The organism is Bradyrhizobium cytisi, assembly GCF_008123515.1.
Lineage (GTDB): Bacteria > Pseudomonadota > Alphaproteobacteria > Rhizobiales > Xanthobacteraceae > Bradyrhizobium > Bradyrhizobium cytisi.
Window position 1 is genome coordinate 1 of the sequence record NZ_VSSR01000002.1, and the last position, 25,008, is coordinate 25,008.

At 64.2% G+C, this 25,008-nt stretch carries 23 protein-coding genes; 10 read left to right on the plus strand and 13 right to left on the minus strand.

The features are described 5' to 3' along the window. Positions 1-57 precede the first annotated feature (57 nt). The 4 genes from alkB to FXB38_RS00685 form a co-directional block, all read right to left on the minus strand. The gene (gene alkB, locus FXB38_RS00665; protein ID WP_148748857.1) at positions 58-711 is read right to left on the minus strand and encodes a DNA oxidative demethylase AlkB; all 654 of its coding nucleotides are present in this window, start codon (positions 709-711) and stop codon (positions 58-60) included. A gap of 9 nt (positions 712-720) precedes the next feature. Next, positions 721-1,467 (minus strand): 2OG-Fe(II) oxygenase, encoded by a 747-nt coding sequence (locus FXB38_RS00670; RefSeq protein ID WP_148748858.1) that lies wholly within the window; start codon positions 1,465-1,467, stop codon positions 721-723. A gap of 182 nt (positions 1,468-1,649) precedes the next feature. After that, entirely contained in the window at positions 1,650-2,336 is a 687-nt protein-coding gene (locus FXB38_RS00680) for a DUF2848 domain-containing protein (protein WP_148748860.1), read from the minus strand. Continuing rightward, the gene (locus tag FXB38_RS00685) at positions 2,329-3,678 is read right to left on the minus strand and encodes an amidase (RefSeq protein ID WP_148748861.1); all 1,350 of its coding nucleotides are present in this window, start codon (positions 3,676-3,678) and stop codon (positions 2,329-2,331) included. Before FXB38_RS00685 ends, FXB38_RS00680 begins: the two co-directional genes overlap by 8 nt. Before the next feature lie 177 nt (positions 3,679-3,855). On the opposite strand from FXB38_RS00685, the gene FXB38_RS00690 reads away from it, so the two are divergent. From FXB38_RS00690 to FXB38_RS00705, 4 genes are all read left to right on the plus strand, one after another. Continuing rightward, positions 3,856-4,269 (plus strand): Zn-ribbon domain-containing OB-fold protein, encoded by a 414-nt coding sequence (locus FXB38_RS00690; RefSeq protein WP_148748862.1) that lies wholly within the window; start codon positions 3,856-3,858, stop codon positions 4,267-4,269. Positions 4,270-4,272: 3 nt separating this feature from the next. After that, positions 4,273-5,412 carry a thiolase C-terminal domain-containing protein gene (locus FXB38_RS00695; protein WP_148748863.1) on the plus strand — a complete coding sequence of 380 codons (1,140 nt, stop codon included), beginning with the start codon at positions 4,273-4,275 and terminating at the stop codon, positions 5,410-5,412. Positions 5,413-5,559: 147 nt separating this feature from the next. After that, positions 5,560-6,474, plus strand: coding sequence for an SDR family oxidoreductase (locus FXB38_RS00700; RefSeq protein WP_148748864.1), 915 nt, complete (start codon positions 5,560-5,562; stop codon positions 6,472-6,474). Positions 6,475-6,590: 116 nt separating this feature from the next. Then, complete coding sequence (locus FXB38_RS00705; RefSeq protein ID WP_148748865.1) at positions 6,591-7,709, plus strand: SMP-30/gluconolactonase/LRE family protein; 1,119 nt, start codon at positions 6,591-6,593, stop codon at positions 7,707-7,709. Positions 7,710-7,841: 132 nt separating this feature from the next. On the opposite strand, the gene ppc is transcribed toward FXB38_RS00705, so the two are convergent. The 4 genes from ppc to FXB38_RS00725 all read right to left on the minus strand — a co-directional run bounded on the left by ppc (position 7,842) and on the right by FXB38_RS00725 (position 13,746). Beyond that, entirely contained in the window at positions 7,842-10,631 is a 2,790-nt protein-coding gene (gene ppc, locus FXB38_RS00710; protein WP_148748866.1) for a phosphoenolpyruvate carboxylase, read from the minus strand. Between the two features lie 131 nt (positions 10,632-10,762). Then, complete coding sequence (locus FXB38_RS00715; protein WP_148748867.1) at positions 10,763-11,167, minus strand: YccF domain-containing protein; 405 nt, start codon at positions 11,165-11,167, stop codon at positions 10,763-10,765. A 63-nt stretch (positions 11,168-11,230) separates the two neighbouring features. After that, on the minus strand, positions 11,231-12,775 hold the full coding sequence (locus tag FXB38_RS00720) for an acyl-CoA synthetase (protein ID WP_148748868.1): 1,545 nt from the start codon (positions 12,773-12,775) through the stop codon (positions 11,231-11,233). A gap of 161 nt (positions 12,776-12,936) precedes the next feature. Beyond that, a complete protein-coding gene (locus FXB38_RS00725; protein ID WP_148748869.1) occupies positions 12,937-13,746 on the minus strand; it encodes a crotonase/enoyl-CoA hydratase family protein in 810 nt (269 codons plus the stop codon). Between the two features lie 116 nt (positions 13,747-13,862). Between FXB38_RS00725 and FXB38_RS00730 the strand changes: the two genes are divergently transcribed. Beyond that, a complete protein-coding gene (locus FXB38_RS00730) occupies positions 13,863-14,735 on the plus strand; it encodes an SDR family oxidoreductase (protein ID WP_148748870.1) in 873 nt (290 codons plus the stop codon). A 219-nt stretch (positions 14,736-14,954) separates the two neighbouring features. On the opposite strand, the gene FXB38_RS00735 is transcribed toward FXB38_RS00730, so the two are convergent. Continuing rightward, a complete protein-coding gene (locus FXB38_RS00735; RefSeq protein ID WP_148748871.1) occupies positions 14,955-16,229 on the minus strand; it encodes an acyl-CoA dehydrogenase family protein in 1,275 nt (424 codons plus the stop codon). Between the two features lie 210 nt (positions 16,230-16,439). Between FXB38_RS00735 and FXB38_RS00740 the strand changes: the two genes are divergently transcribed. After that, positions 16,440-17,219: an enoyl-CoA hydratase-related protein gene (locus FXB38_RS00740; protein WP_148748872.1), complete on the plus strand. Its 780-nt coding sequence runs from the start codon at positions 16,440-16,442 to the stop codon at positions 17,217-17,219. A gap of 111 nt (positions 17,220-17,330) precedes the next feature. Here the strand turns inward: FXB38_RS00740 and FXB38_RS00745 are convergent, their stop codons facing one another. Genes FXB38_RS00745 through FXB38_RS00755 form a run of 3 tightly spaced genes read right to left on the minus strand, consistent with a single transcriptional unit; the run spans position 17,331 to position 19,482 of the window. Next, positions 17,331-17,708 carry a DUF6285 domain-containing protein gene (locus FXB38_RS00745; RefSeq protein ID WP_148748873.1) on the minus strand — a complete coding sequence of 126 codons (378 nt, stop codon included), beginning with the start codon at positions 17,706-17,708 and terminating at the stop codon, positions 17,331-17,333. 2 nt (positions 17,709-17,710) lie between these two features. Then, on the minus strand, positions 17,711-18,697 hold the full coding sequence (locus FXB38_RS00750) for a phosphotransferase family protein (RefSeq protein ID WP_148748874.1): 987 nt from the start codon (positions 18,695-18,697) through the stop codon (positions 17,711-17,713). Beyond that, the gene (locus tag FXB38_RS00755) at positions 18,694-19,482 is read right to left on the minus strand and encodes an enoyl-CoA hydratase/isomerase (protein WP_148748875.1); all 789 of its coding nucleotides are present in this window, start codon (positions 19,480-19,482) and stop codon (positions 18,694-18,696) included. The genes FXB38_RS00750 and FXB38_RS00755 overlap by 4 nt, the downstream gene beginning before the upstream one ends. A 190-nt stretch (positions 19,483-19,672) precedes the next feature. On the opposite strand from FXB38_RS00755, the gene FXB38_RS00760 reads away from it, so the two are divergent. From FXB38_RS00760 to FXB38_RS00770, 3 genes are all read left to right on the plus strand, one after another. Beyond that, on the plus strand, positions 19,673-20,452 hold the full coding sequence (locus FXB38_RS00760; RefSeq protein ID WP_148748876.1) for an SDR family NAD(P)-dependent oxidoreductase: 780 nt from the start codon (positions 19,673-19,675) through the stop codon (positions 20,450-20,452). 130 nt (positions 20,453-20,582) lie between these two features. After that, positions 20,583-20,963: a VOC family protein gene (locus tag FXB38_RS00765; protein ID WP_148748877.1), complete on the plus strand. Its 381-nt coding sequence runs from the start codon at positions 20,583-20,585 to the stop codon at positions 20,961-20,963. Positions 20,964-21,215: 252 nt separating this feature from the next. Continuing rightward, complete coding sequence (locus FXB38_RS00770) at positions 21,216-22,493, plus strand: acyl-CoA dehydrogenase family protein (protein WP_148748878.1); 1,278 nt, start codon at positions 21,216-21,218, stop codon at positions 22,491-22,493. A 168-nt stretch (positions 22,494-22,661) separates the two neighbouring features. Here FXB38_RS00770 and yghU read toward each other — a convergent pair whose 3' ends face one another. Continuing rightward, positions 22,662-23,543, minus strand: coding sequence for a glutathione-dependent disulfide-bond oxidoreductase (yghU, locus tag FXB38_RS00780; protein ID WP_148748879.1), 882 nt, complete (start codon positions 23,541-23,543; stop codon positions 22,662-22,664). Positions 23,544-23,849: 306 nt separating this feature from the next. Here yghU and FXB38_RS00785 point away from each other — a divergent pair, with 306 nt between their 5' ends. Beyond that, positions 23,850-24,983: a nitronate monooxygenase gene (locus tag FXB38_RS00785; protein WP_148748880.1), complete on the plus strand. Its 1,134-nt coding sequence runs from the start codon at positions 23,850-23,852 to the stop codon at positions 24,981-24,983. Positions 24,984-25,008 lie beyond the last annotated feature (25 nt).

Here is a 25,008-nt window from a genome sequence, read left to right on the forward strand (position 1 = left end):
CCTCTCTATCCGGTCTGGACAAGCGATCCACCTTCTCCCACAAGGGGAGAAGGAAGGTCAGCGCGTGCTACGGAAGGTCAGATTGATCCGCTTTCGGCCGAGCAGCGCGTGCTCGCCGTCGGCGAGCGGCGCGACACCGTGATAGGCGAGCCTGGACGGCCCGCCCCAGACCACGACGTCGCCATGGACCAGCCGGAAGCGGCGCGGCTTGTCGGCGCGCGCCAGGCCGCCGAACAGGAAGGTCGCGGGCAGGCCGAGCGAGGCCGAGACGATTGGTGCCGAATAATCCAGCTCGTCCTTGTCCTGATGCAGCGACAGTCGCGTGCCGGGCTCGTAGCGGTTGACGAGGCATGCGTCGGGCGCAAAGTTTTGGAAGCCTCCCTGCTCCGCGGCGCGGCGGGCGAGATCGCGGAGCACCGGCGGCATCGCCGGCCATGGCGCGCCGGTTCGCGGATCGATGGGATCATAGCGATAGCCGGTGTGGTCGGCGATCCAGCCGCGCTCGCCGCAATTGGTCATCGCCACCGACATCTGGTAGCCGCCGGGCGTGGTCATCCGCCGGAACGGCGACTGCGCCACGATGGCGCGCACGGCTTCGATCAGCTCGTTCTCGATCGGCCTGACGAAGCCGCGCAGCAGCACGGCGCCATCGGCGATGTCCTCGCGCGACGGCTGCGCCTCGGCAACCCTGTCGAATAAATCAGCCGTCAATCGCCGCACTCATTTGGCATCGTGAAAGATCACACCCAGGGTGTGGCGCTGACCGGACCTGATCCGGCTAACGCCATGACGCAGGTTAACGCGGTATGTGCCGCGTGTCCCCTGCACCGGGCGGTGATGCACAGCGAACGCGACCGCATCGCCCTGCACCAGCGGAACCACCTCGGCGCGGGACTGCATGCGCGGGCGCTGCTCGGTCAGCACGAACTCGCCGCCGCTGAAATCGCGCCCCGGCTCGGACAGCAGGATCGCGACCTGGAGCGGGAACACGTGCTCGCCATAGAGGTCCTGATGCAGGCAATTGTAGTCGCCGGCTTCATACTGCAGCAGTAGCGGCGTCGGCCGCGCCTGCCCCGCCTCGTGGCAGCGCTTCAGGAAGGCCGCATGCGCTGTGGGATAGCGGATGTCGATGCCCATCGCCTCGTTCCAGCGATTGGCGACGCCCTGGAGATGCGCATAGAGCGCCGGCCGCAGCTGCGTGATGAGATCGGGCAGCGGGTAGGAGAAATATTTGTACTCGCCGCGGCCAAAGCCATGGCGGCCCATGACGATGCGGCTGCGGAAGTTCGCGTCGTCGGGATAGAGGGCGGCGACGGCACGGCACTGATCCGGCGTCAGCAGGTCCTTGAGGACAGCGCAGCCTTGGGAGTCGAGTTCGGCGGTGATCTGGGACCAGTCGAGGGCATCGACGTGGGCGGTGAGGTCCACCGACTGGGACCGAGGTGGTTTGCGTGCCGTTGCTGCCATGGCATTGACTCTCGCAGGACCGCCCCGCCCTCTGCCACCCGATTTCCGACTCTCTCCCCGTCATTGCGAGCGGAGCGAAGCAATCCAGTGTCTTTCCGCGGAGGGATTCTGGATTGCTTCGTCGCAAGGGCTCCTCGCAATGACGCCGAGAGAGCGTCGCTCGCAATGACGGCGGAGAGACTTTAGCCCCTCACCGGTAGCGTCATCACATTGTAGCCGTGCTTGATCGTGCGTTTCAGCACGGGATCTTCCAGCTCGAACTCGAACCGATCCGCGGGGCGGATGCCGCCCTTGGCTGCAAAGGTGCCGCCGAACATGGCGCAGCCGTCAGGAAATTTTCCGCCTTCGAAACCGCGCGCGATGAGGTCATTGACCGGCAGCATCGCGTCCAGCGTGCCCTCCTGGTAGAGCACGCGTTCGCCCTTGATCGTGGCGTAGGAGCGCAAAATCATCCTGTCCCAATGGCCGATGACGTCCTCGAGCTCCCACAGCGTGGACGCAATCGGCTTGTCGCACATCTGCTTGGAGACCGTGACGTTGTAGGCCTCGACCTTGCGGTCGGTGTGGTCGGAGCCGCAGCCGACGAAGATGCGGCCCTGCCAGCCGATCAGCACGAACTCAACCTCGCCTGAGGAATCGCCGCCGCAGCATTCGATGCTGTCTTCCTGGGTCAGCCGCCGCGCCGAGGCGCGGTAGTAGATCGGCGTCGAGGCCGGCCGGGCGATGCCCATCGCCTCCAGCTCGGCGATGTGCTTGTCGCGCGCGATCGCGTCGCGGCCGGTCCAGCCCGCGATGACCATCTGGTCGATCGCCAGCGTCAGCGGCGTGGTGGTGTCCCGGGCGTCGACGGTGAAAGTCAGGTCAAACACGAATGACGGCCTCCATGCCGGCAGCAAGCTCAAAGATACGACGATCCGATCCACCCGCGCCTGCAAGCATCAGGCCCACGGGGACCTCGCCCGCGCGATGTGCCGGCAACGAGATGGCGCAGCCGTCGATCATGTTGATCAGGGTGCAATTGCGCAGCGCGCGCAGGTTCTGGACGGTGAACGCCCTGTCGTCGGCGAGAGCTGAAATCTTCGGCGGCGTGTTGGCGGTGGTCGGCAGCACCAGGGCATCATAGGGCGCGATGCGCGCATTGACGCGGGCGATCAGCGAGCGGCGCTCGTTGAGCAGATCGATATAGTCGGCCGCGCTCTGCGCCTCGCCGCGCATGATGCGTACGGAGACTCTGGGATCGTAGACGTCGCCCTTGGACGTGATGAGATAGCGATGCCAGGCATAGCTCTCGGACGCGGCAAAGCCGCCCTTGGCGTTCATCGGGCCGATGTCGTGGAATTCGGCCATCTCGATGCGCTCGATGATGGCGCCATGGTCGGCGAGCGATTTCAGCGCGCGCTCGAAGGTATCAGCCACGGGCGCGTCGAGATCGTCGAGCGCGATCGTGGTCGGCACCGCAAGCCGCATGCCTTTCACGGGGCGCGGCTTCAGGGGCACGATCGGCTCGTTCGCAAGCACGGCGTCGAGAATGGCACAGCAGCTGACCGATCGCGCCAAAGGCCCGATGCTGTCGAGCGAGAACGAGAGCGGCACCGCGCCGTCGAGCGGTACACGGCGCTGCGTCGGCTTATAGCCGACGATACCGTTAAAGGCCGCCGGAATGCGGCAGGAGCCGCCGGTGTCGGTGCCGAGCGCGCCGTGCGCCATGCCGTCGAGCACGGACACCGCCGCGCCCGAGGACGAGCCGCCGGGCACATGGCCCTCGGCCCGGTTCCAGGCGCCCTTCGGCGTGCCGTAATGCGGATTGATGCCGATGCCGGAATAGGCGAACTCGGTCATGTTGGTGCGGCCGATCACGACAAATCCGGCCCTGCGCAGCCGTGCCACCGTCGCCGCGTCCTGCTCGGCCGGCGGGGAATCGTCGAGCGCGCGGGAGCCGGCACGCGTCACCTGGCCCTTGATGTCGAAGAGATCCTTGATCGAGACCGGGATGCCGGCATAGCGCGACGGCGCAGCCCTGGCCTTGCGCAAGCCGTCCATGGCATCCGCGGTCGCAAGCGCGGCGTCCTTGGCGACATGGACGAAGGTGCGCTGCCCCTCGCCGGCGGGATCGGCGATTTTGGCGATGCACGCCTCGACCAGTTTTCGGGAGGTGGTGCGGCCGCTTTCGAGGTCGTCGGCGAGCTTCGCCAGTGTCGGAAAATCGGGCATGTCTGTCTCACGGAATATTGCGCGCGCAATCTATAGCGCCGGCTCAGTTCGACACAAGCATTGTGCGCATGATGGCATGCATGCTGCCTGCTGGACCGTTGACGCGCTATAGCCGATTGTCGCATCAAGATTGAAACAGGCGGGCGTGAAGCCTGTCCTTGAGGAGGGCGTTCCGAGATGGCCGAACCGCAGCGCGCGCGACCGAAACCGACGCCGGAAACCCAGCATTTCTGGGACGGCACCAAGGCGGGCGAGCTGCGCCTGCAGCGTTGCGACGCCTGCGCGCATGTCTACTTCCCGCCGCGCCCGTTCTGCCCGTCCTGCGCCTCGCGCAAGGTTTCGATGTTCAAGGCGAGCGGCAAGGGCTTTCTCTACAGCTACGTGATCAATCACCGTCCCGCCGCGCCCGGCTTCACGCCGCCTTACGCGATCGCAGTGGTGGAGCTCGCCGAAGGGCCGCGGATGATGAGCAACATCATCGATTGTCCGCAGACCCCGGAGGCGCTTGAGCTCGACATGAAGCTCGAGGTCGCCTTCGAGGCACTCGACGACAAGATCACCCTCCCCGTGTTCCGTCCGGCGAAGGGGTAAACCATGCGCAAGAACCAGGTTGCCGTCGTCGGCGCGGCCGAGACCACCGAGCTCGGTGTCATCCCCAACGTCTCGCAGCTCCAGCTTCACGCGGATGCGGCGCTCAATGCCATCGCCGATGCCGGGCTAAAACTGTCCGACATCGACGGCTTCGCCACCGCGGTCGAGACGCCGCAGCAGGTCTGCCATTATCTCGGAATCAAGCCCACTTGGGTCGACGGCACCTCGGTCGGCGGCTGCTCGTTCATGCTGCACGTCCGCCACGCGGCCGCGGCGATCGAGGCCGGCTTGTGCAAGACCGTCCTGATCACGCATGCCGAGAGCGGCAAGTCGATGATCGGCAAGGCGCCGCGCTCGATCTCCGCCGACAGCCTGCAAGGCCAGTTCGAGGCACCCTACGGCGTCTACGGCCCGCCCAGCATGTTTCCGATCCCCGTGCTGCGTTTCATGAAGACCTACGGCATCACCCACGAGCAGCTCGCTTCGGTCGCGGTCGTCCAGCGCGAATGGGCGGCGAAGAATCCGCGGGCGATGATGAAGGACCCGATCACGGTTGCCGACGTCCTCAACTCGCGCATGATCGCCTATCCGTTCCGGCTCTTGCAATGCTGCCTCGTCACCGACGGCGGCGGCGCGCTGATCCTGACCTCGGCCGACCGCGCCAGGGATTTTCCGCGCAAGCCCGTCTACATCATGGGCACCGGCGAGAGCGTCGAGACGCCGATGGTCAGCCAGATGGAGACGTTCAACTCCTCGCGCGCGTTCAAGACCGCGGGGCCGTTGGCGTTCAGGGAGGCCGGCATCGCGCACAAGGACGTCGATCACCTCATGATCTACGATGCTTTCGCGCATCTGCCGCTGTTCGGCCTCGGCGACCTCGGCTTCATGCCGCATGAGGAGACCGGCCAATTCATCGCCGACGGCAACACGCGCCCCGGCGGCAAGCTTCCGCTCAACACCAATGGCGGCGGTTTGAGCTACATGCATTCGGGCATGTACGGCATGTATGCGCTCCAGGAGAGCGTGCGCCAGATGCGCGGCATCGCGCCGGCACAGGTGCCCAACGCGAAGATTTCGGTGTGCCACGGCGTCGGCGGCATGTTCGCCGCAAGTGGCACGATCGTGTTTACGAACGAGAGGTAGCGCACCGTCATTCCGGGGCGGCGCGCAAGCGACGAGCCCGGAATCCATCGTGCAGCAGGCGAGGCGGAGAAATGGATTCCGGGCTCGCGCCAAGAGGCGCGCCCCGGAATGACGGCGGAAATTGGAACGGACAGCGGAGAAACCCACATGAGCAAATCACTGCAGGACAAGGTCATCATCGTCACCGGCGCAGGCCGCGGCATCGGGCGGGAGATCGCGCTGCTCTGCGCGGCGGAAGGCGCCAAGGTCGTGGTCAACGACCCCGGTGTTGCCGCCGACGGTGCCGGCTCGAGCGCATCCCCCGCCGAAGAGGTGGTCGACGAGATCAAGAAGCGCGGCGGCATCGCCGTCCCCAATTTCGAATCGGTCGCGGAAGCCGTGCCGGCGAGCAAGATCGTGAAGACGGCGACCGATCATTTCGGCCGGCTCGACGGCGTCGTCAACAATGCCGGCATCTTGCGGGACATGATCTTCCACAAGATGAGCGTGGAAGCGTTCGAGGCCGTCATCAAGGTACATCTGATGGGCTCGTTCTACGTCAGCCATGCCGCGGCGCGCATCTTCCGCGAGCAGGAAAGCGGCTCCTTCGTGCACTTCACATCGACCTCGGGCCTGATCGGAAACTTTGGCCAGGCCAACTACGCCGCCGCCAAGCTCGGCATCGTCGGGCTCTCTAAATCCATCGCCCTCGACATGGGCCGCTTCAACGTTCGCTCGAACTGCGTCTCGCCGTTTGCCTGGACCCGCATGATCGGCACCATCCCGACCGAAACCGACGCCGAGAAGGCGCGTGTCGAGAAGATCAAGCAGATGGGTCCGGAGAAGATCGCGCCGATCTGCGCCTATCTGCTCTCCGATGCCGCCAAGGATGTCTCTGGCCAGATCTTTGGCGCGCGCATGAACGAGCTGTTCCTGTTCAGCCAGAACCGTCCGCTGCGCTCGGTGCATCGCAGCGAAGGCTGGACGCCGCAGTCGATCGCGGAGCACGGCATGCCGGCGCTGAAGGGCTCGTTCTACAAGCTCGATCGCTCCGCCGACATCTTCCCGTGGGATCCCGTCTAGCCATATTTTTGGCATCCCTGCGCCGCGATCTCTGGTTGCCTTGTCCAGAGATCGCCCCGCTTTACGCCCGAATGCGAGCGAATGGTGTCCTCCCAACACAACTTTGGGAGGAAACCATGACAAGAATACTGACCAACTCCGACGACATCATTGCAAGCGAGCGCGGCGGTCTCGGCCGCCGCACGCTCCTCAAGGGCGCCGCGACCGTCGTCGCATCCACCCTGCTCGCCTCCAAGGCCGACGCCCGCGACTATGGCGCCAATGCCGAGCCGCAGCGCTATCCCGACCCCGACATCGTCGTCATCGATCCCAAGCGCTTCAAGGCCAAGGTCGGCAACACCGCGATCAAGCGGCTCTATACCGGCTGCCTCTGGGCGGAGGGACCTGCGTGGAATGCGCAGGGGCAATATCTCGTCTGGAGCGACATCCCCGCAAACCGGCAGCTGCGCTATCTCGACGATGACGGCCATATCTCCGAGCAGTTCCACAAGCCGTCGAACGAGGCCAACGGCAATTCGTTCGACACCGAGGGACGCCAGATCAGCGCCGAGCGCACCCGCCTCGTCCGCTACGAGCACGATGGCTCGGTGACGACGCTGGCCGAGCAGGCCAACGGCAAGCCGCTCAACGGCCCGAACGACATGGTCGTGCATCCCAACGACAAGTCGATCTGGTTCACCGATCCCGGCTACGGCGCGATCAGCATCTACGAGGGCAAGCTCGCCAATACCGGCTCGCTGCAGCCCTATCAGAAGGAAGCCGTCTATCGCCTCGATGCGCAGTCCGGCCAGCTGACGAAGGTCGCGGACGACCCGTTCAAGCCGAACGGCATCGCCTTCTCACACGACTACAAGAAGGTCTATGTCTGCGACACCGGGATCACGCATTATCCGCAGGCGGAAAACGTGGTGTGGTCCTACGACCTCGACGGTCAAAAGTTATCGAACCCGAAGCGGTTGATCGACATGAAGCTCGACGGCAAGTCAGGCTTCCCCGACGGAATGCGCGTCGACACTGAAGGCAATATCTGGGTCGGCGCCGGCTGGGTCGGACCGGGCTATGACGGCGTGCAGGTGTTCGCATCGACCGACGGCGCACGGATCGGCCAGATCATGCTGCCGGAGACCTGCGCCAATCTGTGCTTCGGCGGCAAGAAGCGCAACCGACTGTTCATGACCGCGAGCCAGTCGCTGTATTCGGTCTATGTGGAGACGCAGGGCGCGCATTTCTGTTGAGAGCCCCGCTCCTCGTCATGGCCGGGCTTGTCCCGGCCATCCACGCGTTGACACACGGCACGAAGAACGTGGATGCCCGGGACAAGCCCGGGCATGACGACAGAGTGCGAGGCGACCGCGTGGCTCCTGAACCTATCCTGTATTCCTCAGCCCCGCCGAGATGCCGTTGATCGTCAGCTGAATCCCGCGCAGCACCTGCTCATCCGGGTTCTGCGCGCGGTGCTCCCTCAAGAGCTCGACCTGCACGTGGTTGAGCGGATCGAGATAGGGGAATCGGTGACGCACCGAGCGCTCCAGCAGCGGGTTGCCCTGCAGCAGCCGGTCCTGATCCATGATGTCGAGCAACGTCTCGATGCAGGAATGCCACTCGCGGCGGATGCGGCCGAAGATCTTTTCACGCAGGGCTTCGTCCGGCACCAGCTCGGCATAGCGCGATGCGATCGCGATCGAGCTTTTCGCGAGCACCATGTCCATGTTCGACAACAGCATGCGGAAGAACGGCCATTCCTTGTAGAGTTCTTTCAGGAACGGCATGCCCTTGTCGGGATGCTCCGCGATCCATTGCTCCACTGCGCTGCCAAAGCCGTACCACCCCGGCAGCATCAGGCGGCACTGCGCCCAGGAGAACACCCAGGGGATCGCACGCAAATCCTCGATCGCGCGGGTCTTCTTGCGCGACGCCGGACGGCTGCCGATGTTGAGCGTCGCGATCTCGTTGATGACGGTCGAACCCCAGAAATAATCGACAAAACCGTCGGTCTCGTAGACGAGGCCGCGATAGGCCTTGAAGGCCAGATTTGAAAGCTCGTCCATCGCAGTGAGATATTCGCGGCGCGGCGCGCTCTGGCTCGGCTGCAACAGGCTGGCATCCAGCGTCGCCGCCGCCAGGATTTCGAGATTGTTGCGGCCGACCTCTGCGTTGGAATATTTCGACGAGATGATCTCGCCCTGCTCGGTGATGCGGATCTGGCCGTTCACCGCCCCGCCCGGCTGCGCAACGATGGCGTCATAGCTCGGCCCGCCGCCACGGCCGACCGAGCCGCCGCGGCCGTGGAACAGACGCAGGCGAACGTGGTGGCGCTCGAACACCTCGACGAGGCCGATCTCGGCCTTGTAGAGCTCCCAGCCCGAGGTGACGAAGCCGCCGTCCTTGTTCGAGTCGGAATAGCCGAGCATGACCTCCTGCACGCTGCCGCGGCTGTCGACGAGGCGGCGGTAATCGTGCAGCGACAGCATGCGATCCATGATGCCGCTGGAGGCCTGCAGATCCTCGATGGTCTCGAACAGCGGCACGATGTTGATGGCGCTGCGCCCGGAGGGATGGACCAGGCCCACCTCCTTCAACAGCACCGCGACCTCGAGCATGTCAGACATGCCCTTGCACATCGAGATGATGCATTGGGGAATCGCGTCCGAGCCGAACTTCGCATGCGCCTCCGCAGCCGCATGGAAGACGTTGAGCTCACCCATGGTCTCGTCGCTGTACTTGACGAATGGCGAAACCAGTGAGCGGATGCTGCGCAATTCGTTGGTGAGCAGCGAGATGCGCGCCTCCTCGCCGAGCGCGAGATAGGACATGCCGGGGTTTGCCGCGTCCATCAGCTCGGCGATGGTGCGTTCGTGTACTGCCGAGTTCTGGCGAATATCGAGCCGCGCCAGATGGAAGCCGAAGCAATCCACCGCGCGACGCAACAGCCGCAGCCGGCCGCGGGCGATGACGCGGGCGTTATTGGAGATCAGCGAGCGGTGCAGCACGTCGAGATCGGCTTGCAACTCCCTGACGCTCTCATAGGGCGCGCCCTTGCCGACGGGACGGCGGGTGATCTCGACCTCGAGCTTTTCGGCCGTGGCCGTCAGGCGGGCATAGATGCCGGAGACCGCGAGACGATAGGGCTCGCCGCTCCGGTGCGGCGAGGTATCGGGCGAACGCTCCGCCAGTGTGCGCAGCTCCCCCGAGACGTCGGCGAGATGCGCTGCGATCGACAGCTCCGAGCCGAGCACGTGCAGCTCATTCAGATAGAACTGCATGACCCGGCTCGACTGGAGCCGCAGCGTGCCGCGCATCACGTCGGCGGTCACGAACGGATTGCCGTCGCGGTCGCCGCCGATCCAGCTTCCCATGCGCAGGAACGAGGCGAGCTCGCTGGCGGCCTGCTCGCCGCCCTCCTCCAGCCGGTCTTCCAGTGCGTTGACCAACCGCGGCACTTCACGAAGGAAGGTGTAATCGTAGAACGACAGGCCGTTGGCGACCTCGTCGAGCACGGTGAGCTTGGTCCGGCGCAACAGATTGGTCTGCCACAGCGTCAGCACCTCGCGGCGAAGCTGCTCGTCGCTGGCGGCGGCCTCGTCCTCCGTCAGCGCAACCCGCTCGCGGCGGTCGAGCAGGCGAGCGACCTCCATCTCGCGGTCCATGGTGCTCTTGCGGCGGACTTCAGTCGGGTGCGCCGTCAGCACCGGACTGACCAGCGCGCTCTTGAAGAAATTGCGTAGCGTATCCGCGCCAATGCCCGCGGCCTTGGCTTTGGCGAGCGTCTCCGCCAGCACGCCGGAGCCGCCGCCCTTGCCCGCGCGCATCTGGCGGATGTTGTTCTGGTCCTCGGCGATGTTGGCGAGGTGGGAGAAATAGCTGAAGGCACGGACGATTCGCACTGTCTCCGAGGTCGACATGCCGTCGAGGATCTGCTCGAGCTCGCGGCGCGCAGGCCGGTCCTCGTCGCGGTGGAACCGGATCGAGGTCTGCCGGATGCGTTCGACCAGGTCGAACACATCTGCGCCCTCCTGGTCGCGCACCGTGTCGCCCAGGATACGCCCGAGCAGGCGGATGTCGTCGCGCAGCCGCGCGTCAGCCTCCAGCGCCTGGGCGTCCTCAGGCCTGTTCGGGCGAAGATCGGCAGCGTCGGATGGTAGGGTCTGGAGGGACATGGCTCGCTCCTTTTGCAGAGCTCCCAATGGCTCCCCGGCCTACCAAGTGTGCAAGTTTTTTGCCGCAGCGCAAGATGAAGTTGGGGGCGGTGCACACAGGCCCGCGCCGGGCTCGAAGTGTGCCGGCAAGGTCAGGCTGGCACGATCACCTTGCCGATCGGCCAGAGCGCGATGCCTGCGAGCTTCAGATGGGCCCACGCAAAGGGAATGCCGATGATGGTGATGGCAAAGATCACGGCCGTCAGGACGTGGCCGAGCGCCAGCCACCAGCCGGCCAGCACGAACCAGATGATGTTGCCTATCACCCCGAGCGGGCCGGTTCCGATATCGCCAGCACCGGTGACCTCGTCGCGGCTGACCGCCCGCGAACCGAACGGCAAGAGCGCATAGACGGCGATGTTGAACGCCGCCCGCGCCCAGGGCAGGCCGATGATGGTGATGGCCATGATGATGGACGCCACCAGCCAGCCGAATGCCATCCAGGCACCGCCGATGAGAATCCAGATGACGTTGAGCAGAATGGAAACGGGGGCCATTAGATTCAGGAACCTTGGGATGATCCGGGGTCAATGATCGCGTTTGTATAACACAAATCCGAGCTAGATCTTCCGTCCCGCCTGCTCCCAATAGGGATCGCGCAGGCGGCGCTTGAAGATTTTTCCCGAGTCTTCGCGCGGCAGTCCCGAGCGGACCTCGATATGCTTCGGCACCTTGTAGTCGGCAAGCGAGCTCTTCAGCCGCGCGCGGATATCGGCTGCATTGAGCGTGGCGCCCGGCTGCGGCTCGACCACGGCCATCAGCGCCTCGCCGAATTCGGCGTCGGGGATGCCGAACACGGCGCAATCATGCACGCCCGGCACGGCGTGCAGCACGGATTCGATCTCGGCCGGATAGATATTGACGCCGCCCGAGATCACCATGTCGCGCTTGCGGTCGCAGATGAAGACGTAACCGTCCGCGTCGATGTAGCCGACGTCACCCGAGGTGATGAAGCCGTCGCGGTCGATCTCGGCGCGCTTCTCCGGCTTGTTGTGGTAGGTGAAGTCGGCCATCGCGGCCATGCGGGAATAGATCTCGCCGATCTCGCCGACACCAATCACGCGGCCGTCATCGCCGATGAAGCGCAGCTCGGCGCCGGGCGAGATCTTGCCGACGGTGCCGGGCTTCTTCAGTGCGTCCTCGGAGGTCGCAAACGTGACCGCGCTGGATTCGGTCGAGCCGTAGAATTCGTAGATCACCGGACCCCACCATTCGATCATGGCGCGCTTGACATCGGCCGGACATGGCGCCGCAGCGTGAATGATGTGGCGCAGCGAGGAGACGTCGTATTTGCTGCGCACCTCCTCCGGCAGCTTCATCAGGCGGATGAACATGGTCGGCACCATGAAGATGGTGTCGATCCTGTACTGCTCGATCAGCTCCAGAAATTCTTCCGGCTCGAAGCGCGGCATCAGCGCCAATACGCCGCCGAGCTTGCCGGCGCGGATGCCGAACGAGTTCGGCGCGGAATGATATAGCGGGCCCGGCAGGATCGCGCGAGCGCCGGGCTTCAAGCCATAGATCATCGCGCGCATGCGCTCGCCGGCGGCCTGCTGCTCCAGCGTCGGCGCATTGCGGCGCACGCCCTTGGGATGGCCGGTGGTGCCTGAGGTGTAGATCATGTTCATGGGCTGCGGCACGACCGGGCCGTCATAGGGCTGGAATTGCGCGAGCCAGGATTCGAGATCGATCGCGAATTCAGGAGCCGTCAGGTGATCGGGATCGATCTTGTAGTTGGACAGGATCTCCGGCGGTGTCGGCACGCTGAGCACCGTCACGCCTTTCGGGATAGCATCGCGCAAGGCGTGCAGCATGTCGGCATGTCCGATCAGCACGGACGTGCCGGTATCGCCAAGGATGTAGTTGATCTCCTCCGGCTTGAAATGCCAGTTGATCGGCACGCCATAGGCCCCGAGCCGCATCGCGGCGTAGGCGGCTTCGAGAAAGGCGATATCGTTGCGCATCAGCATGCAGACGCAATCGCCTTGGCGGACGCCGATCCTGGCGAGGCCGGACGCGATGCGGTCGGCGCGATTGGCGACCTCGGCATGGTCGCGACGGCGATCTCCGGAGACGATGCCGAGGAATTGGGACGCTTCGCTCATTTTTGTTTTCCGATGTTTCGTCGGGTTGAGAGAGGTGGGCATCACTCAGGCCGTCATTCCGGGGCGATGCGAAGCATCGAACCCGGAATCCATTTCACAGCGGACGATGAGGTGCGATGGATTCCGGGCCTGCGCCTGCGGCGCATCCCGGAATGACGAACTCAATCCGCAAACCTCGCCGCGCGCTTCTCCAGATTCGACCGCACCGCTTCGGTCTGGTTCGCGCTGCCGATCAGCTTCTGCTGCTCGACCGACTCTGCAAGCAGCGCAGGGCCGGAATCGACCGAGAGATTGTTGAGCAGGCGCTTGGCGGCGCGGATCGCATCGGGGCTTTTTCCCGCGATCTCGCGCGCGACTTCGAGCGCTGCGACGCGCGGGTCGTCGCAGATGCGCGTGGCGAGGCCATACGTCATCGCCTCCTGCGCGGAGAAGATGCGGCCGGTGTAAGTAAGATCGCGCAAGATGTCATCGCGCACGAGCGAGGCCAGGATCGGCGTGCCCGCCATGTCGGGCACGAGGCCCCATTTGATCTCCATCACCGACATCCGCGCATCGGGGGAGAGGAAGCGCATGTCGGCGCCGAGCGAGAGCTGGAAGCCACCGCCAAAGGCAACGCCGTGCACGGCCGCAATCACGGGAACCGGAAGCTGGCGCCATCCCCATACCGCCTGTTGCGGAAAGTTCGCCTGGCCATGCGTGCGCTTGGTGAGATCGCGATTTTCGCCACCCGGAATTCCGTTGCCGCCATTCTCCTTCATGGCGGCAAAACGCCCCATGTCGAGACCGGCGCAGAAGGCGCGGCCCTCGCCGGACAGCACGACGACGCGCACGCCTTTTTCCTTCGAAAGCCGCTCGGTTGCCGCAACAAGGGCCTCGAACATGGCCTGATCGAGCGCATTCATCTTATCCGCGCGCACCAGGCGCACGTCGGCGACGCCTTCCGAGATCGAGATCGAGACGCGCTCTTCCATGGATGAATTCTCCCCTAGTTCTTGCCTGTTCTTGTTCGGTGCCGCTTTACAGAAAGCTGACCGCCGGATTTAGTCAATCGACCAATTAACTGACAATCCGTAAGGGAGAAACAGCCATGTTCAAGGAAAATCTTCTGGCTGGACGGCGCATTCTCGTGACCGGCGGCGGCACGGGCCTCGGCAAATCGATGGCGGCGCGCTTTCTCCAGCTCGGCGCCGAGGTGCACATCTGCGGCCGGCGCAAGATCGTCTGCGACGAGACCGCGACCGAGCTGATGGATCAGTATGGCGGCCGCGTCACCAGCCACGGCGTCGACATCCGCAATGCGCTCGCCGTCGAGGAGATGATCGAGAATATCTTCCGCGACGCGCCGCTGACCGACCTCATCAACAACGCCGCCGGCAATTTTATCTCGCGCAGCGAGGAGCTCTCGCCGCGCGGCTTCGACGCGGTCGCCAACATCGTCATGCACGGCACGTTCTATGTGACGCATGCGGTCGGCAAGCGCTGGATCGCCTTGAAGCAGCCCGGCAATGTCGTCTCAATCACGGTGACCTGGGTGCGCAACGGCTCGCCTTACGTGGTGCCGTCGGCGATGAGCAAGTCGGCGATCCACGCCATGACGATGTCGCTTGCGACCGAATGGGGCCGACACGGCATCCGTCTCAACACCATCGCGCCGGGCGAGATCCCGACCGAGGGCATGAGCAAGCGCATCAAGCCCGGCGACGAGGCCGGCGCACGCACCAAGGCGATGAACCCGATGGGCCGCGTCGGCACCATGGAGGAATTGCAGAACCTCGCGGTGTTCCTGATCTCCGGCGGCTGCGACTGGATCACCGGCGAGACCATCGCCATGGACGGTGCACAGGCGCTGGCCATGGGCGGCAATTTCTACCAGCTCCGGGACTGGAGCGACGACGACTGGAAGACCGCGCGCGAGAGCATCATGGCGCAGAACGAGAAGGACCGGGCGAAGCGGGGATAATCTCGTGCCCCGCACGCAGCGCAGCGCGCCGCCTTCGGCGTGGTGCGGGCGACAATTGAGGGAGCCGTATTGGGCGGGCAAGGATCGACGGGTGAATTGATTTCGTAGGGTGGGCAAAGGTGCGCTCTTCGCGCGCCGTGCCCACCGTCTTACTACGCTAGCCGGAAGCATGGTGGGCACGCTTCGCTTTGCCCACCCTACGAGTGCACAGATTGACGCTCAATGCTTCCCCGGCCCCATATACCCAAACAAAAACCCCGCCACCTTGCGCATCTGGATCTCCTCGCTGCCCTCGGTGATCCGGTAGCGGCGGTGGTGGCGGTAGATGTGCTCGAAGGGCTTGTGGCGTGAATAGCCCATGCCGCCGTGGACCTGCATGGCGCGGTCGGCGGATTCGCAAGCGAGGCGGTTTGCCCAGTAGTTGCACATGGAGACGCGATCGGAGAGCGTGCGCTCGATCTGCTCCTCATTGAGCTGGTCCATCTCCCAGGCGGTCTTGCGGATCAACAGGCGCAGCATCTCGGCTTGCGTGGCAAGCTCGACCAGCGGGAACTGGATCGCCTGGTTCTCTGCCAGCGCCCTGCCGAACGGCTTTCGCTCGCGCGCATATTTCACGCTTTCGTTGATGCAGTAGACGGCCGCACCGAGCGAGCTCGCGGCCTGGCGGATGCGGTTCTGGTGCACAAAGCACTGCGCCAGCGACAGGCCGCGGCCGACCTCGCCGAACAGCGCATCCTCAGGCACGAACACGTCCGTAAAGCTGACGCGGGGATGATCGGTCGGCATGTTGAAGGTCCACATGTACTCCTCGACCTTCACGCCATGGCTCTTGGCCGGCACCAGGAAGCAGGTGATGCCGCGGGCATCGCCGTCATTACCCGAGGTGCGCGCGAACAGCGCGCAATGCGTGGCAACGTGCATGCCGGTGGTCCACATCTTCTCGCCGTTGATGATCCAGCCCTTGACGTTGTCGCGAGTCGCCGGCACCGCGCGCGTCTCCATGTGAGTCGCGTCCGAGCCGTGATTGGGTTCGGTCAGGCCGAAGGTGATGCGGTATTTGCCCTTGATCGAGCCGTCGATCATCGCCTTCTGGTCGTCGCGGCCGTAGCGATCGAGCATGGTGACGACGGGAAAATTGCCGACGATGGAGTGCTCGTTCTGGAGGTCGTTGTGCAGGCCGAGACCCTTCGCGGCAAAATGCTCGCGGATCACGGCCATCCAGAGGTTGGAGCCATCCTTGCCGCCATACTGCTTCGGCACCGGAAAGCGCAGATGGCCGGCGGCGTCCGCGAGATCCTTCGCCTTGCGCTGCAGCGCTTCCCATTCGTGACGCGGCAGGCCGCCATTCTCGAAATCGGTGCGCGCCCATTCGCGGCGATGATCGAAGAAGCGGATGTTGTCGTCGGCCTGTTCCAGCGGCTTGATCTCGCGTTCGATGAAGCGATCGAGCTCTCCGAGATAGGCGACGAGATCGGCAGGCAATGAGAAATCCACGGTTCTCTCCCGGATTGATTCTATCGTTTTGCGTTAAGGCGCTAGGCGCGTTTTGCTTCGCACGATTAGGGTGAGAAGAGCGCGCTCAAGTCAAGCAAAGCGAGGCGTGCCAGACGCGCAAGGCACATTGCGCAATTCGATGGTGTTGAACGATGCCTCCGCGGTACTATGACGCCAATATTCCTTCACGAGAAAATGCGGGAGCGCGCGATGGAGCTGAAATTCTCAAAAGTGGAACACAAGGGGCCGATCACGATCATCACGCTGTCGCGGCCCGAGGTCTACAACGCGCTGCACACCGATGCGCATTTCGAGCTGCAAAAGGTGTTTGACGATTTCGCCGCCGACCCTGCGCAGTGGGTTGCGATCGTCACCGGCGCCGGCGACAAGGCGTTCTGCGCCGGCAACGATCTGAAGTGGCAGGCGGCGGGAGGCAAGCGCGGCTGGGACAAGGGCGGTTTTGCCGGCCTCACCGCGCGATTCGACTGCGACAAGCCGATCATCGCCGCGGTCAACGGCGTCGCCATGGGCGGCGGCTTCGAGATCGCGCTCGCCTGCGACCTCATCATCGCCTCGGAGAACGCGACCTTCGCCCTGCCCGAGCCGCGCGTCGGCCTCGCCGCACTCGCAGGCGGCCTGCACCGGCTGCCGCGGCAAATCGGCTTGAAGCGCGCCATGGGCATGATCCTCACCGCGCGTCATGTCAGCGCCAAGGAGGGTTTTGAGCTCGGCTTCGTCAACGAGGTGGTGCCGCAGGGCGAAGCGCTTGCTGGCGCGCTGCGCTGGGCCGACATGATCACCAAGAACTCGCCGATGTCGATTCGGGCGTCCAAGCAGACCATCCGGAAGGGCCTTGCCGTCTCGCTGGAACAGGCGATCGAGGAGCAGCGCGAATATCCGGCGGTAAAGGCGATGGTCGCGTCGCAGGATTACATCGAGGGCCCGAAGGCGTTCTCGGAGAAGCGCCCGCCAAAATGGGTGGGGAAGTAGCTCAACGCGTCATTGCGAGCGGAGCGAAGCAATCCAGAATCTTCCCGCGGAGACAGTCTGGATTGCTTCGTCGCAAGGGCTCCTCGCAATGACGGAGGATGGGGCCACTGCCTACCCGCCCCGCCCCAGCTCGCGCTTGTATGACGCATAGTTCGGCTGATCCACCGCGAGCTTGTCCATCGTAGTCGCCCACAGATGCTCGGCCAGCCCCGGCGTTGCAAAATCCACCTCGCCCTTGGCGATACGATCCGCGAGTGCGCGGTTGAGGTCAGTTACCGCGCCGTCCATACCAAGTAGCGCGCGCAGGCGCTCCACCTCCGCAGCATCGCCCCCCTCCTCCTGCGTCAACTGCCGAGTCACGAGGTCGAGGATGTTGACCGCCACCCGCAACTTGAAGGCCTGATGGCCCGAGACCAGCGGCGTGATGTCGTTGCGGAGGAAATCGGCGACCGCCTTGGTCAGCTCGATCGGTGTCGGTTCGTCCTGCATGCCTAACCTCCCCGCGGCGCGAGCAGCCGCAGCAGATCGATCTCGGTCTCCGAGGCGCGGCGGCCGATCATGGCGCGCTCCATCGAATGATCCGGACCCTCGCGGAACCGCTGCATCATGCCGCCGCACATGATGCCCCAGCGCAACGTGCCCATCACTTCCCAAAATTTCACGCGTGACGGATCGACCTCACGGCCGGCAGCCTCATAGCCCGCGAACAGCTCTTCGCGCGAGCCGAAACCGCCGACGGGCTTGTCGATCTCACCAAAGCGCCAAGAGTTGACGCAGACCCAGCCGAGATCCTCCATGGGATCGCCGAGATGGGCGAGCTCCCAGTCCAGCACCGCGCGAACGCCGTCGGCGCCGATGATGAGATTGCCGTTGCGGAAGTCGCCGTGCACCAGCGTGGTCTCGGCGGACGGACCGGGATCGTGGTCGCGCAGCCAGCGCAGCGCCAGCTCGAACACCGGCTTTGGCCAATCCAGGCTGCGATAGTCGCGCTCGAACTCGGATATCTCCTGGGTCCCGGACCGGCTGCGCAACTCGGGCAGCTTGTCCTGCGGCAGCCTGTGCAGGCCCGCAAGCACGGCGCCGATCTGCCGCGCGAGAAGCGGCCGCGCCGCCGCGAACTCCTCGTCGCGCAGGATCTTGCGCGCGATGGTCTCGCCCTCGACCCGCTGCATGATGAAACCGGTGCCGAGTTCCTCGTCCGGCGTCAGCTCATGCATCACACGCGGCGACGGCACACCCGCCTCATAGGCGAGCTGCATCAGCCGCGCTTCAGCGGCAAGACCGGCTGCACGCGTTGGCGCTGCGCCATAGCCTTTCGGCGAGCGGCGCAGGATCGCGCCGATCGGCCCATCGGGATGGGTAATGTCGAAGCGCCAGGTCTCCTGACTGGCGCCGCCGGACAGCTTTGCCGCGCCGGTAACGCCGGTCGCTCCCTTGCACCAGCGCGCAACGCTGCGGGAGAGCTCCGCCTCGATCATTTGCCTTTGAACTGCGCCGGACGCTTCTCCAGAAAGGCGCCGACACCTTCGCGAAAATCCTGCGTATCGCCGGCGCGGAGCTGGCACTGGAATTCGAGATTGAGCTGGTCCTCGAAGGAGTTTTCCGGGCTGTCCCAATAGAGCTTGCGGATCAGCGACAGCGCGATCGTCGGGCCGCTGGCAAGGTCGCGTGCAAGCTTCATTGCCTCTTCCATCAGAACGCCGTCGTCATAGACGCGGTTGACGAGCCCCCATTCCAGCGCCTTCTCGGCCGGCAGCCGCTCGCCAATCAGCGACAATTCGACCGAGCGCGCCTTGCCGATCAGGCGCGGCAGCAGCCAAGTCGAGCCGCAATCCGGCACGAGGCCGATGCGGCGGAAGGCTTGAAGAAAGTAAGACGACCGCGCGCATAAAATCATGTCGCCGAGCAGCGCGAAGCTCATGCCGGCGCCCGCTGCCGGGCCGTTGACCGCCGTGACGATCGGGCAATGCAGATTGCGGACGCGGCGCAGGAACGGATGAAAGCCGGTCTCGAGCGTCAGGCCGGCCTTGGTCTTCTTCGACTGGTTGTTGCGGCCCTGGAGATTCGCACCGGTGCAGAACGCCCGCCCGGCGCCGGTCAGCACGACGCAGCGCACCTCATCTTTTTTCTCCTCGATCGCGTCGAGCGCATCGGAGAGCCCGCCCAGCATGTCCACGGAGACTGCGTTCATCACCTCCTGATGATCGAGCCTGATGATCGCAACCGAACCATCGATTTCGAGCGTGACGTGTTTGAACTGCATCGTTTCCTCGTCGGTTGCGGCCCGCGTCAGTTTCGCAGACCGGAATTTGTTGCCGGAGCGCATATTTGATTTTTGGCGCGGTCTTGTCCATGGTGACGAAAGCATACCCCACCGTCATATCGCATGATCTTGCGCGCACCGGCTGACGCGCGGCACACCAAGAAGCCTTGCCAAAAACAGGAAACGCGCCATGAATCTTTTCGACCTCTCCGGCCGCGTCGCGGTGATCACCGGCGGCAATGGCGGTATCGGGCTCGGCATCGCGCAGGCGCTCGCCGGCCAAGGCTGCAACGTCTCGATCTGGGGCCGCAATGCTGACAAGAACAAGGCTGCTGCCGCGAGCATGGCGGGCCTCACCGGCAAGGTCGATACCCGCGTCTGCGACGTCACCGATCCGGCCTCCGTCAATGCCGCTATGAACGCGACGCTCGACAGCTTCGGCCGGGTCGACGGCTGCTTCGCCAATGCCGGCATCGGCGGTGGCGGCCGCAGGTCCTTCATCGAGCGCACCGAGGCGGAATGGCGCGCGATGTTTGCGACCAATCTCGATGGTGTGTTCCACGCCTTCCAGGCGGCCGCAAAGCACATGACCGACCGCGCCAATGCCGGCGATCCCTTTGGCCGGCTGGTTGCGACCTCGAGCCTCGCCTCGATCTTCGGCACTGCGCGCAACGAGCATTATGCGGCGACCAAGGCCGCCATCAACGCGCTGGTGCGCGCGCTCGGCGTCGAGCTGGCGCGCCACGGCGTCACCGCGAACGCGATCCTGCCGGGCTGGATCAAGAGCGACATGACATCAAGCATCATGGCCAACGAAAAATTCGTCGCCAACGTGATGCCGCGCATTCCGGTGCGGCGCTTCGGCGAGGCATCCGATTTCGGCGGCATCGCGGTGTATCTGATGAGCAAGGCGTCGTCGTATCACACCGCGGATACGTTCGTGATCGACGGCGGCTATACGGCGTTTTGAGATCTCGTAGGGTGGGCAAAGGCGCATCTGCGCCGTGCCCGCCATGAGCGCTTTCGACTACCGTGGTGGGCACGCTGCGCTTTGCCCACCTACGGTCTCTGGTTTTGCAAGCGCTGAGGGGATAGGGCAAATGTTTTCGCACATCATGATTGGCACCAACGATCTCGACAAGGCGAAGGTCTTCTACGACAATTTGCTGAACACACTCGAAGTACGTCCGGCGAAGGTCGACGGCCATCGCATTTTCTACTTCACCAGGACCGGCGTATTCTCGGTGTCGAAGCCGATCAACGGCGAGCCGGCGACCTGTGCGAATGGTGGCACCATCGGCTTTGCCGCCAACTCGCCTGAGCAGGTCGACAAGTGGCACGCCGCCGGCGTCGCCGCTGGCGGAACGCCGATCGAAAATCCGCCCGGCATTCGCGAGGGCGCGGGAAACAAGCTGTATATCGCCTATTTGCGCGATCTCGACGGCAACAAGATCTGCGCGATGCACCGGATGCCGAACTGATTGAAGCCGCGGCTTCTCGGTTCAATCACTTCCGTCTCTGGAATACTGGATCGCCCGATTGAATCGGGCGATGACAGCGGAGAGCGCGGCGAGCACATCGAAACAGCGCTCCTCGATTCAAACAACATTTCAAACGCCCTTGCGAAATTCCATCGCATGGCATGGCTTGCGTGAGAAAATACGCGCTCGCGCTTTGGCCGTGCTGCGACTATTCTCCGGCCCAACGCGATCTCAGTGACCCCGGGAGGAACAATGACAAAGCACGCCTACATTCCCCGCACCACCAACTACACGCTCAATCCCGGCGACGAGCTCAACGATCTCCGCATGTCGGACCAGGTGCGGTCGCTCTACGATCACGTCAGGAAATTCATTCGCGAGACGGTCGAGCCGATGTCGATCGAGTTCGCCAAGGCCGGCGAAGGCAAACAGGATCGCTGGAGCTTCACACCGAAGCAGATCGAGGTGCTTGAGGTCGCCAAGAACAAGGCCAAGAAGGAAGGCCTCTGGAACTTCTTCCTGCCCGATGACGAGACCGGCCAGGGCCTGAAGAATCTCGACTACGCCTATATCGCCTCCGAGCTCGGCAAGAGCCCGCTCGCGTCGGAGACCATGAACTGCTCGGCGCCCGACACCGGCAACATGGAGGTGCTGGAGCGCGTCGGCACCAAGGAGCAGAAAGAGAAGTGGCTGAAGCCGCTGATGAACGGCGAGATCCGCTCGGCCTATGTCATGACCGAGCCGAACGTCGCCTCCTCCGATGCCAAGAACATCTCGACGACTGCAAAGCTCGTCGGTGACGAGTGGGTCATCAACGGCGAGAAGTATTACATCTCCGGCGTCGGCGATCCCCGCTGCAAGATACTCATCGTGATGGTGAAGACCAATCCGGACGCGGCGCCGAGCAAGCAGCAGTCGCAGATCCTGGTGCCGCGCGACACGCCCGGCGTCGAGGTGCTCGGGCCCATGTATGTGTTCGGTCAGGACCACGCGCCGCGCGGTCACATGCACATGCGATTCAACAATGTCCGCGTGCCCAAGGAGAACATGCTGCTCGGCGAAGGCCGCGGCTTCGAGATCTCGCAGCTCCGCCTCGGACCCGGCCGCATCCATCACTGCATGCGCACCATCGGCAAGGCCGAGAAGGCGCTCGACCTGATGGTGCAGCGCGGCCTCACCCGCGAAGCCTTCGGCAAGAAGATCGCCCATCTCGGCGGCAACATGCAGATCATCGCGCAGGCGCGCTGCGAGATCGAAGCGATGCGCTTGATGGTGCTGAAGGCCGCGAAGGCGATGGACGTGCTCGGCAACAAGGAAGCCCGCGTCTGGGTCTCCATGGTCAAGGCCATGGTGCCGGAGCGGGCCTGCAAGATCATCGACCAATCGATCCAGATGCACGGCGCCACCGGCATCTCGCACTGGACGCCGCTGGCCGAGATGTACCAGGACGTCCGCCACCTGCGCTTTGCGGACGGTCCGGACGAGGTGCACTGGATGGTGGTGGGTCGCCACGAGTTGAGCATGGCGTGAGGTCTTTCTTCCCCTTCTCCCCGCTTGCGGGGAGAAGGTCGGGATGAGGGGGAGTCTCCGCGAGGACGATGGCAATTGGACTCGCGGAGACTCCCCCTCATCCGGATTGCATCTTCGATGCAATCGGACCTCTCCCCGCAAGCGGGGCGAGGTGAAGTGAGCACCGCCCTACGACGCAGCAGCCACTTCGCCGATCTTGTCCTGGGTCCTGGTCTCGAAATCGCTCGCGTCGTGGCGTTCGTGAAGCTGGCTGGCGGGGTCGCCTGAGACGCGGTTGACCATGCGGCCGCGCTTCACCGCGGGGCGTTTTGCGATCTGGTCGGTCCAGCGCTGCACGTTCTTGTAGTCCTGCACCGACAGGAACTCGCCGGCGCCGTAGACCAGCCCCTTTGCGAGCGCGCCGTACCAGGGCCACACCGCCATATCCGCGATGGTGTAGTCCTTGCCCGCGAGATATTCGTTATCGGCAAGGCGCCGGTCGAGCACGTCGAGCTGGCGCTTGGTCTCCATCGCAAAGCGATCGATGGCGTATTCGATCTTGAACGGCGCATAGGCGTAGAAGTGGCCGAAGCCGCCGCCGAGATAGGGTGCGCTGCCCATCTGCCAGAAGAGCCAGGACATGGCTTCGGTGCGGACCTTGATGTCCTTCGGCAGGAAGGCACCGAACTTCTCGGCGAGATAGAACAGGATCGAGCCGGACTCGAACACCCGGATCGGCTCCGGACCCGAGCGGTCCATCAGCGCCGGGATTTTCGAGTTCGGGTTGATGTCGACAAAGCCGCTGCCGAACTGGTCGCCATTGCCTATTCTGATCAGCCAGGCGTCGTATTCGGCGCCCTTGTGGCCGAGCGCCAGAAGCTCCTCCAGCATCACCGTCACCTTCACCCCGTTCGGCGTCGCCAGCGAATAGAGCTGGAAGGGATGCTTGCCGACCGGCAGCTCCTTGTCGTGGGTGGCCCCGGCAATCGGCCGATTGATGCTGGCGAACTGGCCGCCATTCTCCTTGTTCCAGGTCCAGACTTTTGGCGGCACGTAAGGGGTATCGGTCATGCGAGGGCTCCGGCGAAAAGATGCGCATGCATTAATTAGCCCGCTGACGGCCGATGACAAGCCCTGCCCGCTCTGCACGAGGCGCGGAGCTCACGTCCGGGTCATGCAGCTTGACCTTGCCGAGGAAGGCCTGGAATGGAGGCCGCCCTGCCGAGCCCCCCGCGTGCGGCCTGGCACGCAACACGGCGTGTGCACGCAAGATGCGTTGCCAAATCCGGATTGGCATTGCGCAAGACGATGGCCTAGCTTCGATGGCCTTCGCCCGAGAGACAACAACAGCAACGTGAAGGCCGCCGGGAGAGGACCATGAAATCGCCGATCTGCGACATGCTGGGCATCGAGTTTCCGCTGCTCGCCTTCAGCCATTGCCGCGATGTCGTTGCTGCCGTCAGCCGTGCCGGCGGCTTTGGCGTGTTAGGTGCTACCGTGCATACGCCGGATACGCTCGAACGCGAGCTGAAATGGATCGACGACCACGTCGACGGCAAGCCCTACGGCATCGACGTGCTGATCCCCGAGAACATCTCGACCGCGGGCGAGAAGGACGTCACCTGGAAGAGCCTGGAAGCGCGTGTGCCGCAGGAGCACCGCAAATACACCAGCGATCTGCTGAAGAAGTACGACATCGAGCTGATGACAACCGATGTGGCTGACGACGAGCCGCAGCCGTTCGATGCCGAGACCGCGCTGGAGTTGCTAAAAGTCTCCTTCAATCATCCGATCCGGCTGATCGCGAACGCGCTGGGCGTGCCCCCGAAAGCGATGATCGAGATGGGCAAGAAGCACAACGTGCCCGTGGCCGCCCTTGTCGGCGCCAAGGAGCACGCGTTGCGCCAGGTCGCGGCCGGTGTCGATATCCTCGTGGTGCAGGGCACCGAAGCCGGCGGCCATTGCGGCGAGGTCTCGACCATGGTGCTGGTGCCCGAGGTGATCAAGGCGATCAAGAAGGTCCGCGATGTGCCGGTGCTGGCGGCCGGCGGCATCATGACGGGACGGCAGATGGCGGCCTGCATGGCGATGGGCGCCGCCGGCGCATGGACCGGCTCGGTGTGGCTTGCTACCGTCGAGTCCGAGACCAGCGAAATCTTTCGCGAGAAGATGATCGCGGCGTCGTCGCGTGACGCAATCCGCTCGAAGGGCCGCACCGGAAAGCCGGCGCGACAGCTCCGTTCGGTCTGGACCGATGCCTGGGACCGCGCGCCGGAAAGCCCCGGCGCGCTGCCGATGCCGCTTCAAAGCATCATCAGCCGCGATGCCTTCAACTCGATCGACCGCGCCGCGGCCGCTGGCAACGCTAGGGCGCGCGACCTCGTCAGCTATTTCGTCGGCCAGGGCGTCGGCCTGATCGACAGCGTGAAATCGGCCGGCGCCGTGGTGCAGGAGTTCAAGGAAGATTTTGCCGAAGCCGTCGAGCACATGAATGCGCTGGTGGCGGAGTAACAACCACCTGTCATTGCGAGCGTAG

Coding starts and splice junctions, on each gene's coding strand:
- FXB38_RS00705 (WP_148748865.1), top strand. CDS start 6,591: ATGACAAGAATACTGACCAACTCCGACGACATCATTGCAAGCGAGCGC.
- FXB38_RS00685 (WP_148748861.1), bottom strand. CDS start 3,678: ATGCCCGATTTTCCGACACTGGCGAAGCTCGCCGACGACCTCGAAAGC.
- FXB38_RS00740 (WP_148748872.1), top strand. CDS start 16,440: ATGGAGCTGAAATTCTCAAAAGTGGAACACAAGGGGCCGATCACGATC.
- FXB38_RS00670 (WP_148748858.1), bottom strand. CDS start 1,467: ATGGCAGCAACGGCACGCAAACCACCTCGGTCCCAGTCGGTGGACCTC.
- FXB38_RS00770 (WP_148748878.1), top strand. CDS start 21,216: ATGACAAAGCACGCCTACATTCCCCGCACCACCAACTACACGCTCAAT.
- FXB38_RS00755 (WP_148748875.1), bottom strand. CDS start 19,482: ATGCAGTTCAAACACGTCACGCTCGAAATCGATGGTTCGGTTGCGATC.
- FXB38_RS00730 (WP_148748870.1), top strand. CDS start 13,863: ATGTTCAAGGAAAATCTTCTGGCTGGACGGCGCATTCTCGTGACCGGC.
- yghU (WP_148748879.1), bottom strand. CDS start 23,543: ATGACCGATACCCCTTACGTGCCGCCAAAAGTCTGGACCTGGAACAAG.
- FXB38_RS00760 (WP_148748876.1), top strand. CDS start 19,673: ATGAATCTTTTCGACCTCTCCGGCCGCGTCGCGGTGATCACCGGCGGC.
- FXB38_RS00750 (WP_148748874.1), bottom strand. CDS start 18,697: ATGATCGAGGCGGAGCTCTCCCGCAGCGTTGCGCGCTGGTGCAAGGGA.
- FXB38_RS00690 (WP_148748862.1), top strand. CDS start 3,856: ATGGCCGAACCGCAGCGCGCGCGACCGAAACCGACGCCGGAAACCCAG.
- FXB38_RS00700 (WP_148748864.1), top strand. CDS start 5,560: ATGAGCAAATCACTGCAGGACAAGGTCATCATCGTCACCGGCGCAGGC.
- FXB38_RS00725 (WP_148748869.1), bottom strand. CDS start 13,746: ATGGAAGAGCGCGTCTCGATCTCGATCTCGGAAGGCGTCGCCGACGTG.
- ppc (WP_148748866.1), bottom strand. CDS start 10,631: ATGTCCCTCCAGACCCTACCATCCGACGCTGCCGATCTTCGCCCGAAC.
- FXB38_RS00720 (WP_148748868.1), bottom strand. CDS start 12,775: ATGAGCGAAGCGTCCCAATTCCTCGGCATCGTCTCCGGAGATCGCCGT.
- FXB38_RS00715 (WP_148748867.1), bottom strand. CDS start 11,167: ATGGCCCCCGTTTCCATTCTGCTCAACGTCATCTGGATTCTCATCGGC.
- FXB38_RS00695 (WP_148748863.1), top strand. CDS start 4,273: ATGCGCAAGAACCAGGTTGCCGTCGTCGGCGCGGCCGAGACCACCGAG.
- FXB38_RS00765 (WP_148748877.1), top strand. CDS start 20,583: ATGTTTTCGCACATCATGATTGGCACCAACGATCTCGACAAGGCGAAG.
- FXB38_RS00745 (WP_148748873.1), bottom strand. CDS start 17,708: ATGCAGGACGAACCGACACCGATCGAGCTGACCAAGGCGGTCGCCGAT.
- FXB38_RS00785 (WP_148748880.1), top strand. CDS start 23,850: ATGAAATCGCCGATCTGCGACATGCTGGGCATCGAGTTTCCGCTGCTC.